The following is a 15,567-nucleotide window of genomic DNA, read 5'->3' as shown; positions in this document are numbered from 1 at the left end:
GGGAGCAGAGGCACTCACCGATCTATTCGAAATTGCCGCCGGGAGCGTGTTATGAAGATTGCCCACAAGGTTGGTCTGGCTGCGGCCATCGTGCTGTTCCTCACCACCAGCCTGCTGTCCCTGGCGCAAGTCAGCCAGGTTCGTGAAACCCTGCATAACCAGGTGGCCGCGAGCATCGCGGAGTCGAGTAACGCGCTGGCGCGGCAGATCGAAAACTGGCTCAACGCCAAACTCAAGCTGATGGACCTGATGGCGCAAAGCATCGACAGCAACTACAGCCCCGAAGAAACCCAGCGCATCGTCAACAGCCCCATGCTGAAGAACGAATTTATTCTGGTGTTCGGCACCCTACAAAGCGACGGCAAGCCGATCAAGAACACCGATGACTGGCAACCAAAACCCGACTGGGATGGCCGCCAGCGCCCCTGGTACGCCACCGGTAAAGCAGGCAACCAGGCCGTGCTCACCGAACCCTATGTGGACTCCACCACCGGTGAAATCCTGATTTCCGCCGTTACCCGCATCACCAATGCCGGCGAGTTTCTCGGCGTACTGGGTGGCGATATTCGCCTGAAAACCGTAGCCGACGCGGTCAACACGTTGGACTTCAATGGCGCCGGCTACGCCTTTTTGCTCACGCGCAATGGCAACATCATTTCCCACCCAAATACCGAGTTGAATGGCAAAAACTACAGCGAGCTGTTCGGCGGCCAGAGCCCGGCGCTGAACAAAGAGCTGCAGGAAACCAGCGGCGGCGACAAGGACCTGCTGGTGTCCTTCACCCCACTGCCCAATCTCAAAGGCATGGATTGGTATATCGGCGTGGTGCTGGACAAAGGCATCGTCATGGCCGAAGCCAATGCCCTGAGCTGGCGTGCAGTGATCGGCACCATACTGGGGGTGATCATCAGCCTGATCGTGCTGGGCGTGCTGATGAACAGCCTGCTCAAGCCCCTTGATCATCTGCACAACTCCCTGCATGAAGTGAACAGCGGCGAAGGCGACCTGACCCGCCGCCTGCCCGCCACCGGCAACGATGAAATTGCCCTGGTCTCCAAGGAATTCAACAGCTTCCTGCAAAGCCTGCAGAGCCTGATCAGCGAGGTAATGGGCAGTTCCAGGCAGGTGCGTGAAAGCACCACCCTGACCTCCAGCGAAGCCAACCAGGCGGCCAATCGCTTGCAGCAGCAGCTGCAGGAGCTCGATCAGCTGGCCACCGCCATGCAGGAAATGGCCTCCACCGCCGAGGAAGTCGCGCGCAACGCACAGGCTGCGGCGCAGGCTGCACTGGCGGCTAATCAGGAGACTGAAAATGGCGTGCGCGTGGTTTCGCGCTCCACCGAGGCGATCAAGCACCTGGCCGAGGAAATGGACGAAACCAGCCATGCGATCAACGAACTGGCCAAGCTCAGCCACAACATCGAGTCGATTCTTTCGGTGATCACCAGCATTGCCGACCAAACCAACCTGCTCGCCCTCAACGCCGCCATCGAAGCCGCGCGCGCCGGGGAGTCCGGCCGGGGTTTTGCCGTGGTTGCCGATGAAGTACGCTCACTGGCCTCGCGCACCCAGCAGTCGACCCAGGAAATTCGCCAGATGATCGACCAGCTGCAATCAGGCGTGAAGCAGGCTGAATCGCGCATGCAGCAGAGCCGTGATACCGCCAGCAAGACCGCCGAAGAAGCTGGCGCGGCCAACGACATGCTCGGGCGCATCAGCGATGCCATCACCCGCATCAACGACATGAACCTGCAAATTGCCACTGCCGCCGAGCAGCAGAGCGCCACCACCGAGGAGATCAACCGCAACACCACCAATATCCGCGACATCAGCCATGAAGTGGCCGCCGGCGCCGAAGAACAGGTGCGTCAGTGCGCCGTAATGGTCGAACAGGTCGGCCAGCAGGACCATCTGCTCGGGCGCTTCAAGGTCTGAGCCCCCATACATCGGGCTGCACCTGCGCGTGCAGCCAGCGCCAACCGATAAGGAGATTGGGCATGCGCAGACTCGTAACCTGGCTGCTGTGCCTGGCCATGCAGGGCATCGCCCAGGCGCAAACACCCGTCAGTGTTACGGTGCTGTGTGACGCCAGTTATCCGCCCTACAGCTACGCCGAAAACGGCGAAGCCAAAGGCCTGTACAGCGACATCCTGCGTGCAGCCTTCGTACGCATGCCGGGTTATCGCGTGAGCATCCGCCCGGTGCCCTGGCCACGCGGGCTGGCGGCGCTGGAAAAAGGCACAGCCTTTGCCCTGTTCCCGCCCTACCATCGCCCCATCGACCGCCCGTGGATGGATTACTCACGACCGATTCTGGAGGAAAGCGTGGTGGCCTTCGTGCGCGCGGAGTTAGCTCAGCAGCGCGCCATCGAAGATTTCCCGGCCGCCTATGCGGGCCTGCGCATTGGCCTCAACCGCGGCTTCAATATCATCGCCGCGTCCAGCTACAAGACCATGCTCGCGGCCGGTGAGGTGCAGCAGAGCTACGCCACGGACAACCGCACCAACCTACTGCAACTCAGGCGCAAGCGCATCGATGTGTATATCAATGATCGCCTGTCGATCCTCTGGGAGCTGCAACAGATGCGCAGCGAAGGTCTGTTTGCCAGCAGTGGGCTGGACTGGCTGGTTGAAGGGCCAACGCTGTCCAGCGAACACGGTCATCTGGGCTATACCCGCATCAATGAACAGGCCTACCCCTACAAACAGGACTTTATGCAGCAACTGGATCAGGCCCTACTGGCCCTTGAGCAGGATGGCAGCATCACCCGCCTGGCGCAGCGCTATAGCTCGATTGACCTGCTACCCGCCACCGGCAAAGGCGCTGGCGAGGACGCAACAAGCGGTAACGACCTCTGATCAGCATCAATTGCCGAAAGCAGTGCACGCCCGTACACTGCGCGCCTTTTTCCTATACGGGCGTACCAAATGCTTTTTCTTCTGCGCATGCTGGCGATGGGCGTGCACTTTATCCTCGCCGGCATCCTGGGCCTGTTGCTTGGCATCTGCCGCCCGTTCAATCCAGACAACAGCCGTCTGTGCGCCCGCCTCTACAGCATCCCTGCACAGTGGTTGCTGCGCTGGAAGCTGAAGACCGATGTACACAGCCTGGAGCACCAGCACTCCTGCGTGATCATCGCCAACCACCAGTCCAACTATGACCTCTATGTGCTCGGCCGCGTGGTGCCCAAGCGCACCGTGAGCCTCGGCAAAAAAAGCCTAAAGTGGGTGCCGTTCTTCGGCCAGTTGTACTGGCTGGCCGGCAATGTACTGCTCGACCGTGGCAACGCCATTCGCGCCAAGCAGGCCATGCTCACCACCACCGACACGCTCAAGCACAAGGACACCTCGATCTGGGTATTCGCCGAAGGCACACGCAACCTTGGCAAGGGCCTGCTGCCCTTCAAAAAAGGCGCGTTCCAGATGGCGATTGCTGCCGGCGTGCCGATCATCCCGGTGTGCGTCAGCACCTACGTCAAGCATATCCAGCTCAACCGCTGGAACAGCGGCGAGATCATGATCCGCTCGCTGCCGGCCATCCCCACCGCTGGCCTGAGCCAGGATGACCTGCCGCAGCTGCTCGAAACCTGCCGCACGCAGATGCAGCAGTGCATCGAGGCCATGGATCAGCAGCTCAGCCCAAGCGCCTGAGGCAACCCGCAACGCCGACAAAGCCCAGCCACGCGCTGGGCTTTTTCTTGCCTGCAGAGCCCAGCAGCGCCCACTGGCAGCGGCTAAGCCGCTAAGCTGCGTGCTGAGTTCACCACCAATAAGAGAAGCACTATGGGTCGCGTTGTTGCTGCCGCCGTTTACAGCAAGGGCAAGAAAGTCACCAACATCAGCCTCGACGAAGGCAAGCCATGGTCGAAGAAACCGGGGCATTTCGTCTGGATCGGCCTGCATGATCCCTGCTCCGAGGAGCTGATCAACCTGCAGCAGCAATTCGACCTGCATGAACTGGCGCTGGAAGACGCCCTGCAGCGACACACCCGGCCCAAGCTGGAAACCTTCGGCGACGCGCTGTTTCTGGTGCTCTACTCGCCCATTCTGCTTAACGACGAACTGACCTTTGTCGAAACCCAGCTGTTCGCCGGCAGCGGTTACATCATCAGTGCCCGCTACGGCGAATCCGCGCCCTACTCCCAGGTGCGCCAACGCTGCGAGGCGCGCCCGCTGCTGCTTGAGCACGGCGAAGATTTCGTACTCTACGCCCTGCTCAGCTTCGTGATCGAAAACTACCGTCCGCTGATGGACAACTACCACGTCGAGCTTGAAGAAGTGGAACAGCACGTGCTGAAAAACCCACTGAGCCAGACCGATGTCGAGCGCATCCAGGGCCTGCGCCGTGATCTGCTGCGGTTGCGCCGCTATATTGGGCCGCTGGCAGAAATCTGCCAGGAGCTGCAGCGCCTCGACTTCCCGTTTATCGACAAGAACATGCGCCCCTACTTTCGCGACGTGGCGATTCACGTCAACCGCCTGCTGGAAGACCTCACCGCCCTGCGCGAGATGGCCGATCACGCTATCGAAGTCGGCCTGTTGCTGGAGTCCTCGCGGCAAAGCGTTACCCAGCGCAAGTTCGCCGCCTGGGCCGCGATCCTGGCCTTCCCCACGGCGGTAGCCGGGATCTACGGGATGAATTTTCAGAACATGCCAGAGCTTGCCTGGCAGTACGGCTACTTCGGCGTGCTCGGGCTGATCACCACGGGCTGCGTCGGGCTCTTCATCAGTTTCAAGCGCTCCGGCTGGCTATAAAAACCAGACCGTAGGATGGGTGCGAACCCATCAGCCAATTGACGGCTTAGCACCTAGGCTGCCTCACCCATCCGACAGTTCTGTAGCACAAAAAAATGCCGCTTCCCTGGCAACGGAGAAGCGGCATTTTTCTTATGTGAACAGCATTACCGCCTAGTGCGGGGCTTATCGTCCGACTGCGCGTTACTCAGCCAGGCCGGCACGGCCCTGGGCGACAAAGCGCATCATCCATTCGGCCACGGTGTGGCCCTGGTGGTCGTGCTGCAGGCTGTCGACGCCCTTGGAGTAGGTCGGCTCACCGATATGCTGTTGGCGCAGGTCGAGCAGCGCGCGCGAGTAGTCATGCACAAACTCGGGGTGGCCTTGGAAACACAGCACCTGATCGCCGATGCAATAGGAGGCAATCGGGCAGAACTCACTGCTGGCCAGCAATGTGGCGTTTTCCGGCAGTTGGGTCACCTGGTCCTGGTGGCTGATCAGCAGGGTCAGGTCTTCCAGATCAGGGCTCATCCAGCTCGGCTTGCTCGCCATACGGTACTGATGAATACCCACACCCCAGCCCTGCACCGCGCGCTCGGCTTTGCCGCCTAGCAGCAATGCCAGCAGTTGATGGCCGAAGCACACGCCCAGTAGCTTGTCGCCACGGCTGTAGCGCTCCAGCAGGTAAGTTTTCAGGGTCTGAATCCAGGCATCGCTACCGAAGGAGTCTGCCTTGCTGCCGGTCACCAGATAGGCATCGTAGCGCTCGCTGTCCGGCGGGTAATGCCCCTCCATCACGTTGTACACCTTGAACTCGGCAGCAATCGGCTGACGGGCGAACAACTGCTCGAACATACGGCCATAACTGTCGTATTGGTCGACCAATTCAGGGCGAAGAACATCGGTTTCCAGGATGCAGATCTGCAGCGGCATATGGGCGGTTACCTAGGGCGCAGGAGGGTTGTTTTACCAGCGCGCAAGCGTGCCTGCTGACAGGCTGCAAGGCAATAGCTGCAGGGCAAACCCGACCAATTACCCGAGGCCCATCAGCGCCCTCGATAGTCACCATAAGCACCATTCACTTCTGTCGATAACGGCACACGCAGATGATCTGGCCATCGGGCACTGCGCCCCACTCACCAGAGGACATCAGCATGACCAGTTTTTCCGCCATCGCCAGCCTGCTTGCCGCATCGGCCTTTACCAGCAGCCACAGTGCGAGCAGCCAGCGCCAAGCCGAGAAAGTGCAAGCCGCACAATTCAAGGCTGAGCAGAACGCCGCTAAATAACTGCGCCATTAGCGCGAGGAAAATCGCCATGAGCATCGCCCAATCGCTGAGCAACCAAAACGTCTATGGCGTGACCTACGCCACTGTCGACGGCAGCGGCATCCACTTCGAGTCCGAGCTGGCCATCCAGCTTAGCGATGGGACTCTGACCACCCTGCGCATGCCCACTCACCTGAGCGAGCGTCAGGCCATCCAACAGCTGGTGTGCGGCCGCCAGGTCTGCTGATAACTACTGCGCTGGCATCGGGCAGCTGAGGTCGCCTTCTTCACAGACGGCCAGCTGCTCCAGCTCCTTGACCCGCGCGGCGGTCTTTTGCGTCAGGCAGCCGTTAAGCACCATCGGATAAGCCGAACCGCCCTCCACCGATGCCGACTCGAACGCGCAGGCCAGGTCGCGGAACTTGATCCAGGCCAGCTGCACCTCCTTGAGTTGCTGCTTCTGCCCATCATCCAGACGCTTGCGGTAATCGCCGTAGAGCTGATTTAGGCGTTTGTCCTGTGCGGCGTAGTCCGCCGCCGCGCACTGGTTGAGGGTGAACTGGTCCATGGCATTGGCGCAGTCATCCGCCCACACCGGCGCGGCCATTAGCCCCAAGCTGATTGCCAGCGCACTGCGTATCCCGATTGTCATAACACCTCCCTTGCGCCACACCCGCGTGGCTGTTGCAGCAGTCTAGTGCTGTAGCCATAAATAGGCTGGTCTTCCATAAACTACAGGCCATAAAAAACCGGCTCACAGGGAGCCGGTTTTCAGAACCTCAGCCTTAACGCGACGGCATTAGAAGCTTTGGTTCTTCGCCGCCTTTTCCAGCAGCAGCGCCGGTGGCAGGAAGCGCTCGCCGTACTGCTCAGCCAGGTACTGGGCGCGGGCGACGAAGTCCTTCACCCCGTACTGATTGATAAACTGCAGCGCGCCGCCGCTCCAGGCGGCAAAGCCGATGCCCATGATCGAGCCGATATTGGCGTCGGCAACCGACTTGAGCACACCCTCTTCCACGCAGCGCACGGTTTCGATGGCCTGGATAAACAGGATGCGATCACGCACGTCGATCTGCGAGATCTGCGCGTCGCCCTTCTCGAAACGCGCTTTCAGCTCCGGCCACAGGTGCTTCTTGCCGCCCGCCGGGTAGTCGTAGAAGCCCGCCCCCGCCGCTTTGCCAGGGCGCTTGTACTCACTGAGCATCATGTCGATCACCGCAAAGGCAGGATGCTCTGGGATGGATTTACCCTCGGCTGCCAGATCCTTAATGGTCTGCTGACGGATATGGTTCATCAGGCTCATCGACACTTCGTCGCTGATTGCCAGCGGGCCAACCGGCATGCCGGCCTTGCGCGCTTCGTTTTCGATCATCGCCGCGCTCACGCCCTCGCCCAACATGGCCAAGCCTTCGTTGGTGAAGGTGCCAAACACGCGCGAGGTGAAGAAGCCACGGCTGTCGTTGACCACGATCGGGGTCTTCTTGATCTGCATGACGTAGTCGAAGCCGCGCGCCAGGGTTTCGTCGCTGGTGTGCTCGCCCTTGATGATTTCCACCAGCGGCATCTTGTCCACTGGGCTGAAGAAATGCAGGCCGATAAACTTGTCCTGCTTCTGCACCGCCGTGGCCAGGCCGGTGATCGGCAGGGTCGAGGTGTTGGAGGCAATCACCGCATCCGCCAGCGCCGCACGTTCAGCAGCAGCGGTAACGTTAGCCTTGAGGTCGCGATCCTCGAACACCGCTTCGATAATCAGGTCGCAACCTTCAAAGTCAGCATCGCTGACGGTCGGTTTGATCCGCGCCAGAATGCCATCGCGCTTGTCGGCGCTCATCTGGCCACGGCCGACCTTCTTCTCCAGCAGCTTGGCCGAGTAATCCTTGCCCTTCTCGGCCGCCTCGATGGAGATGTCCTTGAGCACCACCTCAATCCCAGCCACCGCCGACACATAGGCAATACCAGCACCCATCATGCCGGCACCGAGCACGCCAACCTTCTTGGTCACGTAAGGCTCGAAGCCTTGCGGGCGCGAGCCGCCTGCGTTGATTTCATTGAGCTGGAACCAGAAAGTGCCAATCATGTTCTTCGCCACTTGCCCGGTGGTCAGCTCGGTGAAGTAGCGCGCTTCGATGATCTGCGCGGTGTCGAAGTCAACCTGGGCACCCTCAACGGCGGCGCACATGATCTTCTCCGGCGCCGGGAAGCAGCCCTTGGTCTTGTCGCGCAATACGCTCGGCGCGATGGCCAGCATCTGCGCCACGTTCGGGCTCGACGGCGTACCGCCAGGGATCTTGTAACCGGCAACATCCCAAGGCTGCTTGGGCGCCGGGTTGGCGGCGATCCAGGCGCGGGCCTTGGCCAGCAGGTCATCCTTGTCGGAAGCCAGTTCGTGGATCAAGCCAGCCTTGAGTGCCGCATCGGGACGTACCTTCTTGCCTTCGGCCAGATACGGCAGGGCTTTTTCCAGACCGAGCAGGCGCACCATACGCACCACCCCGCCACCGCCTGGCAGCAGGCCAAGGGTCACTTCCGGCAGACCGAGCTGAATGCTGGAATTGTTCAGGGCGATACGGTGATGGCAGGCCAGAGCAATTTCCCAGCCGCCGCCCAGGGCTGCACCGTTGATCGCCGCAACCACCGGCTTACCCAGGGTTTCCAGGCGACGCAGTTGGCCCTTGATATTGAGGATCATCTGGTAGAAGGCCGGCGCGTCGGCCTTGGTGACCTTGATCAGCTCGTTCAGATCACCGCCGGCGAAGAAGGTCTTCTTCGCGGAGGTGAGGATGACCCCGGCAATGGAATCTTTCTCGGCTTCCAGACGCTCGACAATCTTGCCCATGGCCTCGCGGTATACCGCGTTCATGGTGTTGGCACTCTGGCCGGGCATGTCCATGGTCAGAACGACGATATTGTCCTGGCCTTTTTCGTAACGGATGGCGTCAGTCATTACTTAATTCCTTTCTCACTGGCAGTTGCACTCAACTGGTGGGCAACGCAGAAACCATAGGAGCGGGCCATGCCCGCGATCATCAGCGCAACGTCGGCTTCGCGGGCATGGCCCGCTCCTACGCCTGTTCAGTTTCGTTCAATAATCGTGGCAATACCCATACCGCCGCCCACACAGAGGGTGGCCAGGCCGTAGCGCAGTTGGCGCTTCTCCAGCTCGTCGATCAGGGTGCCGAGGATGGCGCAGCCGGTCGCACCCAGCGGGTGGCCCATGGCGATGGAGCCGCCGTTGACGTTGACCTTGTCCTCGCTGACGCCCATGTCCTTCATAAACTTCATCACCACCGAGGCAAACGCCTCGTTGACCTCGAACAGGTCGATGTCATTGACGTTCAGCCCAGCCTTGGCCAACGCCTTGCGGGTGGCCGGCGCCGGGCCGGTGAGCATGATGGTCGGGTCGGTGCTGGTCACGGCGGTGGCGACGATACGCGCGCGCGGCTTCAAGCCCAGTTCCTTGCCCTTCTCAGCGCTGCCGATCAGCATCAAGGCGGAGCCGTCGACGATGCCCGAACTGTTGCCCGGAGTGTGTACGTGGTTGATCTGCTCGACATGGCTGTAGACGCGCAGCGCGGTGCTGTCGAAGCCCATCTGGCCCATCATCTCGAAGCTCGGCTTGAGCTTGCCCAGGCCTTCGAGGGTGGATTCGCCACGGATAAACTCGTCGTGGTCGAGCAGCACGATGCCGTTCTGATCCGCCACCGGAATCAGCGACTTGCTGAACGAGCCGTCCTTGCTGGCGCGGGCGGCCTTCTGCTGCGAGCGCAGGGCAAAGCTGTCGACGTCAGTGCGGCTGAAACCTTCCAGGGTGGCGATCAAATCGGCGCCGATACCCTGCGGGGTGAAATGGGTGTGCATATTGGTAGCTGGGTCCATCACCCAGGCGCCACCGTCGGAACCCATGGGAATGCGCGACATCGACTCGACGCCGCCGACCACCACCAGGTCTTCAAAACCTGAACGCACCTTCATCGCACCGATATTCACCGCTTCCAGGCCCGAGGCGCAGAAACGGTTGAGCTGCACGCCCGACACGCTGACATCCCAATCGGCGACCATGGCCGCCGTTTTGGCGATGTCCGCGCCCTGATCACCCACCGGCGTTACGCAGCCGAGCACGATGTCATCGACCTGGCTGGTGTCCAGGTTATTGCGCGCTTGCAGCGCCTTGAGCAGGCCGGCGATCAGGTCGACAGGTTTGACGCTGTAAAGCGCGCCGTCCTTCTTGCCCTTGCCGCGGGGCGTGCGCACCGCATCGAAAATATATGCTTCGGTCATGGCGTCCTCAGACCTCCAATGGAGGGTGGCTGATGGCGCAGGTGGGGCCCACGCCTGTTTTTGTTGAGTGCAGTCACCATACGCCGAGCGCAGACAGGCTCAATGACCGAAGCGCTCAGGCCTATTGACCGCTCAGCTCAGACAAACGGTCAATCACTGGGCGAAGGCCAACAAGCGCGTCTAGCTCAAGCTCCGCTTGCCTGTGGCGGAGCCCGCGTCATAACCACAGGCAACTAATCCACGCACCTTAGTAATCAAGGCGTCTATAGCCAGGGGCTGCGCGCCCCTACAGTTGAATCAAGCCACCAGCACATAGTGTGCAGGTCGGCTGCTGTAGGCGTCGTCGCCGGGTTTTGCCGGGGCGGCTTGAATGATCAACACGAGGTGTGGCGTCGCATCCGCATATTGAGCAGGACAGCGACGACCACCCGCAAAAAACAACAAGGCCAACCGCCATGTTCAATCCAGTGAAAATGCGTCAGGCAGGCATGATCGTGTTTGCCACCACCGTCATTCTGATTCTTCCCAACCTGACCCGCTTGGTCAGCTAAACCCCTGATTTCCTGCCCTGCCTGCCACCGTGGAGTGCGCATGGCAGGGGCAGCACAACCCCGCAACCGCTTGAAAGCTGGCGCCTGTGCTAGGGTGATTTCAATCACCCTAAGGAGCACGCCATGCGCACCCTACTTGCCACCCTCGGCCTGCTGGTCAGCCTGCCTCTGCTGGCCGGCGAAGCCGAACTCAGCGCCGCCGTTGTCGCCCTGCAATCACCGGAAAGCGTGCTGATCGATGTCCGCACCGCCGAAGAATTCGCCGCCGGCGCCTTGCCCGGAGCCGAGCAAATCGAGCACGAACAGATCGCCAGCCGCATCAGCGCCCTCGCCCCGGATAAAGACACGCCGATCATCCTCTACTGCCGCAGCGGCCGCCGTTCCGGCATCGCCGAAGAAAGCCTGCGCGCCATGGGTTACAGCAACCTGATCAACGCCGGCGGCTATGACGAACTGAAACTGGCCCTGGAGTCGCAGGATTGAACAAGCACACCCTCTGCATCGCCCTGCTCGCCCTCTTACCCTTCAGCCACCTGCACGCCGCCGAACTGACCCTGGAACTGGGCAGCGGCAGCCAGCGCCTGAGCAGCGCACAACTGCTCGCCCACCCGCAGGCGCAAAGCGTCGAGATCAGCGACGACGTTAGCTACAAACGCAACATGCACTACCGCGCTGTGCCGTTGGCCGCCCTGTTAGAAGGCGTGCAGCCGGGTGACCACCTGCAACTGGTGGCCAGCGACGGCTTTGCCGCCGAACTCTCCGCCGCCCCCGCGCTTAGCCAAACCGGCAGCCAGGCGTGGCTGGCCATCGAAGACCCAGCACAACCCTGGCCCGCCCTGGGCAACGGCAAACCCAGCGCCGGGCCGTTCTACCTGGTATGGCAAAAACCGGCCGCCAGCCAGATCGGCCCCGAACAATGGCCATTCCAGCTGGCCACCATCCGCAAACTGGCCCCGGTGGCGCAGCGCTTTCCGCAACTACTTCCCGCAGCAGACGCCAGCTCGGCGGTGCAGGCCGGGTTTGCCCAATACCAGAAAAACTGCATGGCCTGTCATCGCCTGAATGGCGCCGGCGACTCGCAATTCGGCCCCGATCTGAATATTCCGCATAACCCAACCGAGTATTTCAGCGGCGACTTTCTAAGCCGCTATATCCGCGACCCTCAGAGTTTAAGGCGCTGGCCACAGGGCAAGATGCCGGGGTTTGCGGTTGAGGTGTTGAGTGATAAGGAACTGGGGGAGTTGGTTGAGTATTTGGGGCATATGAGCTCAAGGAAGATTAATTAAATCTCAACAGCAGTGCGACCATACAAAAATTTTCGGCACAAGTGATTACAGGAATTTCACAATGCAAAGAAGGCCAGAAGAACTCCTTCTAAACGAAAGCTATGAATTCAATGTCACAGTTAAAGCTACTGAAAATTATTTTTCAGCCAAACTCAAACTAACGCCAAAATCAATAAACCTTAGAGTAACGGGAGAGGAATCAGAAGGCAGAAAATACTCAGGCGGATGGTCAGACCTTGAAACGCTAACCTGTCAAGCAACCAATACAACATTTATACTAACCAACCTAAAAATACAAAAATCCACAAGCGGAATAATCACACAAAACCCGAAACTAATTACATTCTTCGAAATAGATTACATCGTTGAATACCTGATAATGACTCCATCAGATACGGGATTGAAATTAAAATTCAACGAAATATCCATATACTCAGAAACACTAAACAAGTGGATTGGACATACAAGAATCCAAAGAAAAATAATTGACAGCTACCACAACAAAACCATACCTGAACATTTTAACGAATTTCGCGAGCCGCTTAACAAACATCTTACCCTAGGCGCCAGCTACAGCATAAAAACATACAGCTCCTCATCCAACTTTGAGGCCGGTATAAATTTTCCGCCACTTTTATACTTAAGGCTGGACAGCAGTACTACAGCCGAAAAAATAATAGCTGAGTACAATAGACTTTACGCAATACTATCAACAATCACTGGCAGCAATTTATCCGTACAAAAAATCCAAATAAACTATAACAGCTCACACCACAAGAAAGCTTCTCTTTACTACACAAACAAAGCCCACAAACCAAACTTTCAAAATACAATTCTATTCCCACTTGGAAAAGATATCTGGACAGGACCTCTCACACCAGAGTTCCCTCTTGAGGCATTCTCTCAATATTTCAAGTTGCCGGAAACGGAGCAATCGTACTTTGCAAAATATTTAAAATATAGAGAAATGAATAACAACGAAGACCGATTTCTTGGATATTTTAGAATCCTTGAAAGCCTCTGCTTCAATAGCAAAAAATTCATCAACGACGAGATATTAAACGAAATAAAAGATCTAATAAAAACACACTTAACACTCACAGAAATATCAAAAAAAGACGCTTATTCATTTATTCGCGGATTAGACAGATACAACAACTCAAAGTACAACACAGAAAAATGCATAACTGACTTCTTTAAAAGAATCCCAGACACAACCAAAACACAATGGAAATTCAACAACGATTCAATCAAAGAAATTTGCAAACTTAGAAACGACATAACACATGCCAACAATTACTACTACGACGAAGCAAGCCTACATGGGTACACAAAATTCGCTGAAGCTCTTCTCATAATAGCTCTTCTTGAAAAAATCGGAATACATCCAGATATTTCAGGAAAGATCATCAAAAGAATGGATGGGCATTTTTGGATAACAGCATCTTCTGCAGCAGTGAACATCGAATTTCCCGCACAAAACGACAAGTAACCCATAATTAAATTCCTCAAAACAAACACACCTACTATCGATATATCATGAAGAATTCTGCTCAACTAAGCTGACGCTTTTCGCCTTTACGGCGAGTCACTTTCTCTTGCTTCGCACAAGAGAAAGTAACCAAAGAGAATGCGCCCCTGCATCCGGGTTTCGCTGCGCGAAACTTCCCTCGCTCCGGTATTGCTCCGGGGGCCGGCGTACATGGGCCGTCCCTGGCCCATTACGCCTCTCGCCGCATCCATGCGGCTCGTCCCCCTACGCAACACCTCCACTCGGCCTCCTGATGGGGATTTTGCGCGCGCATGTAAGTTCGGCTGCTGTCGACACGCTCTGCTTTTGTAGGAGCAGGCTTGCCCGCGAATCGAGGTGAATACAAAAACATCGCGGCCAAGGCCGCTCCTACAGGTTTCGCAAAGCGACCACCATTGGTGACAGAACCGGAGGATGGGTTGAGCAACGCGATACCCATCAAATTGCCGTGGTGGAAAACGCTTCGCGGTTTTTCACCCTACGAGCGGGTGAGCGATGTGCCGGTGCTTTTGGTTAATCCACACAAAACTTGCAGGCGACGCCAAACGCCCCTTCAGGAGGGTGAACAGAAACGTTGTGGAAGGGGTTGAGCGACATGGATGTCGCGAGAGCCGCGATGGGCCAGGGATGGCCCTTCGCGGCGGGCCCCTGGAACAACGATGGCGTGAACGAACCCTGCCGCAGGCAGGGCCGGATGTCGGGGCAAGCGTTTTTGGTTACTTTTGCGGCGACTGGCAAAAGTGACTCGCCCGTAAGGGGCGAAACCAAAACTAGAGCTGACCGCCAAAACTAAACTGCACAGCGACCGCTAAAAGCGCCAGCAGGCGCAACCGTGACCACCGCTTGGTGGGTTACGTGGCGCTCAAGCTCCGAGTTGAACAATCAATCTCAGATCAGCGCCACTAACCCACCCTACGAAGCCAGCGCAGCGCCTACTGCTGTTGCACCCGCACCAGTGGTGCAACCTCCACCTGCGCATGCATCTGCTCGATGCCGCCACCGCGACGCATGCCGCGTACTGGGCAGGCATCCAGATAATCCAGGCCCACGGCCAACTTCAAATGCCGCTCTGGCTTGGCCAAGCAGTTGGTCACGTCAAAGCTGTACCAGGCGTCATCCAGCCAGGCCTCGGCCCAGGCGTGGCTGGCCAGGTGGTCTTCGCTGTCGGTAAACAGATAACCCGACACATACCGCGCCGGAACGCCCAGGCTGCGCGCGCAGGCCAGGAAGGCATGGGCGTGATCCTGACAAACGCCCTTGCCGCCGGCAAAAGCTTCACTGGCGCTGGTTTCCACGGCGGTGCTACCCGGCTGGTAACGGATATGCGCATTCAACGCATGCATCAGGTCGATCAGGCCGCTGCGGTCAGGTCGGCTGCGGCTCTGCAACTTGGCAAATTCGCGCAAGGCTTCGTCGGCCTCGGTCAGGCGGGTAAAGCGCAGAAACGGCAGAGCCGACTGACTTTCGTGCTCGGCCTCGCGCGCCTCGTCAATTTCCACCTGACCACGGGCGCCGATAACGATGGATTCGTGCGGCTCATCCATGGTCAGCACATGCAGGATATTGCCATAGGGATCGAGCTGCGCACGCACCGGGCGCGGCAGGGTCAACTCCCAGCTGAGCACCTGCTGGCGCTCGCTGTCGTGTGGGGTCAGGCGCAGGTACTGGATGCTGGCGCGTACCTGATCATCGTAACGATAGGTGGTGTCATGGCTGATCGAGAGTCTCATGCGACCTCCAGGTAGGACGTATGGATGGTGTTGCCCAACTGGCGTACCAGCAGGATGAAGTCGGTGAGCCAGGCGTGCAGGCCTTCGTCGAGCACTTCATCGATACTGGTGTAGCGCAGCCGCGCATCCAGTTCGGCGGCCAGGCGCTGTGCCGGGCGACCGTTCTCTCCGGGTAGACCGGAAAGCATCA

15 protein-coding genes and 1 pseudogene are annotated in these 15,567 nt (G+C 58.5%); 10 read left to right on the top strand and 6 right to left on the bottom strand.

Going from position 1 to position 15,567, the window contains the following annotated elements:
* Nucleotides 1–51 precede the first annotated feature (51 nt).
* The 5 genes and pseudogenes from Q8M42_RS21015 to Q8M42_RS10595 form a co-directional block, all read left to right on the top strand.
* Nucleotides 52–1,077 (top strand): annotated as a pseudogene (locus Q8M42_RS21015) (cache and HAMP domain-containing protein); the annotation flags it as partial.
* 30 nt (nucleotides 1,078–1,107) lie between these two features.
* Nucleotides 1,108–1,935 carry a methyl-accepting chemotaxis protein gene (locus Q8M42_RS21010; protein WP_370692738.1) on the top strand — a complete coding sequence of 276 codons (828 nt, stop codon included), beginning with the start codon at nucleotides 1,108–1,110 and terminating at the stop codon, nucleotides 1,933–1,935.
* 62 nt (nucleotides 1,936–1,997) lie between these two features.
* On the top strand, nucleotides 1,998–2,858 hold the full coding sequence (locus Q8M42_RS10605; RefSeq protein WP_304868556.1) for an ABC transporter substrate-binding protein: 861 nt from the start codon (nucleotides 1,998–2,000) through the stop codon (nucleotides 2,856–2,858).
* Nucleotides 2,859–2,927: 69 nt separating this feature from the next.
* Nucleotides 2,928–3,650 (top strand): 1-acylglycerol-3-phosphate O-acyltransferase, encoded by a 723-nt coding sequence (locus Q8M42_RS10600; RefSeq protein WP_304868558.1) that lies wholly within the window; start codon nucleotides 2,928–2,930, stop codon nucleotides 3,648–3,650.
* A gap of 132 nt (nucleotides 3,651–3,782) precedes the next feature.
* Nucleotides 3,783–4,754, top strand: coding sequence for a magnesium and cobalt transport protein CorA (locus Q8M42_RS10595; protein ID WP_304868559.1), 972 nt, complete (start codon nucleotides 3,783–3,785; stop codon nucleotides 4,752–4,754).
* A 183-nt stretch (nucleotides 4,755–4,937) separates the two neighbouring features.
* On the opposite strand, the gene Q8M42_RS10590 is transcribed toward Q8M42_RS10595, so the two are convergent.
* Nucleotides 4,938–5,666 (bottom strand): amidotransferase, encoded by a 729-nt coding sequence (locus tag Q8M42_RS10590; RefSeq protein ID WP_304868561.1) that lies wholly within the window; start codon nucleotides 5,664–5,666, stop codon nucleotides 4,938–4,940.
* A gap of 221 nt (nucleotides 5,667–5,887) precedes the next feature.
* On the opposite strand from Q8M42_RS10590, the gene Q8M42_RS10585 reads away from it, so the two are divergent.
* Nucleotides 5,888–6,022, top strand: coding sequence for a hypothetical protein (locus Q8M42_RS10585; protein WP_304868563.1), 135 nt, complete (start codon nucleotides 5,888–5,890; stop codon nucleotides 6,020–6,022).
* A 28-nt stretch (nucleotides 6,023–6,050) separates the two neighbouring features.
* Nucleotides 6,051–6,248, top strand: a complete 198-nt coding sequence (gene ptrC / locus Q8M42_RS10580; protein ID WP_304868565.1) for a type III secretion system co-regulatory protein PtrC — start codon at nucleotides 6,051–6,053, stop codon at nucleotides 6,246–6,248.
* 3 nt (nucleotides 6,249–6,251) lie between these two features.
* Here the strand turns inward: ptrC and Q8M42_RS10575 are convergent, their stop codons facing one another.
* The 3 genes from Q8M42_RS10575 to Q8M42_RS10565 all read right to left on the bottom strand — a co-directional run bounded on the left by Q8M42_RS10575 (nucleotide 6,252) and on the right by Q8M42_RS10565 (nucleotide 10,279).
* The gene (locus Q8M42_RS10575) at nucleotides 6,252–6,653 is read right to left on the bottom strand and encodes a lysozyme inhibitor LprI family protein (protein WP_304868567.1); all 402 of its coding nucleotides are present in this window, start codon (nucleotides 6,651–6,653) and stop codon (nucleotides 6,252–6,254) included.
* A 147-nt stretch (nucleotides 6,654–6,800) separates the two neighbouring features.
* Nucleotides 6,801–8,945: a 3-hydroxyacyl-CoA dehydrogenase NAD-binding domain-containing protein gene (locus tag Q8M42_RS10570; protein WP_304868569.1), complete on the bottom strand. Its 2,145-nt coding sequence runs from the start codon at nucleotides 8,943–8,945 to the stop codon at nucleotides 6,801–6,803.
* A gap of 128 nt (nucleotides 8,946–9,073) precedes the next feature.
* Entirely contained in the window at nucleotides 9,074–10,279 is a 1,206-nt protein-coding gene (locus Q8M42_RS10565; protein ID WP_305284035.1) for an acetyl-CoA C-acetyltransferase, read from the bottom strand.
* 674 nt (nucleotides 10,280–10,953) lie between these two features.
* On the opposite strand from Q8M42_RS10565, the gene Q8M42_RS10560 reads away from it, so the two are divergent.
* The 3 genes from Q8M42_RS10560 to Q8M42_RS10550 all read left to right on the top strand — a co-directional run bounded on the left by Q8M42_RS10560 (nucleotide 10,954) and on the right by Q8M42_RS10550 (nucleotide 13,608).
* Nucleotides 10,954–11,313 carry a rhodanese-like domain-containing protein gene (locus Q8M42_RS10560; protein WP_304868572.1) on the top strand — a complete coding sequence of 120 codons (360 nt, stop codon included), beginning with the start codon at nucleotides 10,954–10,956 and terminating at the stop codon, nucleotides 11,311–11,313.
* Entirely contained in the window at nucleotides 11,310–12,116 is an 807-nt protein-coding gene (locus Q8M42_RS10555) for a cytochrome c (protein ID WP_304868573.1), read from the top strand. The genes Q8M42_RS10560 and Q8M42_RS10555 overlap by 4 nt, the downstream gene beginning before the upstream one ends.
* A gap of 61 nt (nucleotides 12,117–12,177) precedes the next feature.
* Entirely contained in the window at nucleotides 12,178–13,608 is a 1,431-nt protein-coding gene (locus Q8M42_RS10550) for a HEPN domain-containing protein (RefSeq protein ID WP_304868574.1), read from the top strand.
* A 971-nt stretch (nucleotides 13,609–14,579) separates the two neighbouring features.
* On the opposite strand, the gene Q8M42_RS10545 is transcribed toward Q8M42_RS10550, so the two are convergent.
* Both Q8M42_RS10545 and Q8M42_RS10540 read right to left on the bottom strand, forming a co-directional pair.
* Nucleotides 14,580–15,377, bottom strand: coding sequence for a transglutaminase family protein (locus Q8M42_RS10545; protein ID WP_305284034.1), 798 nt, complete (start codon nucleotides 15,375–15,377; stop codon nucleotides 14,580–14,582).
* A partial coding sequence (locus Q8M42_RS10540) for an alpha-E domain-containing protein (protein WP_305284033.1) occupies nucleotides 15,374–15,567 on the bottom strand: 194 nt, incomplete at its 5' end. The genes Q8M42_RS10540 and Q8M42_RS10545, both read right to left, overlap by 4 nt.

Source organism: Pseudomonas sp. (assembly GCF_030684895.1).
Taxonomy (GTDB): domain Bacteria; phylum Pseudomonadota; class Gammaproteobacteria; order Pseudomonadales; family Pseudomonadaceae; genus Aquipseudomonas.
The sequence above is the reverse complement of the archived record's forward strand: the minus strand, read 5'-3'. Positions and strand labels throughout refer to the sequence as shown.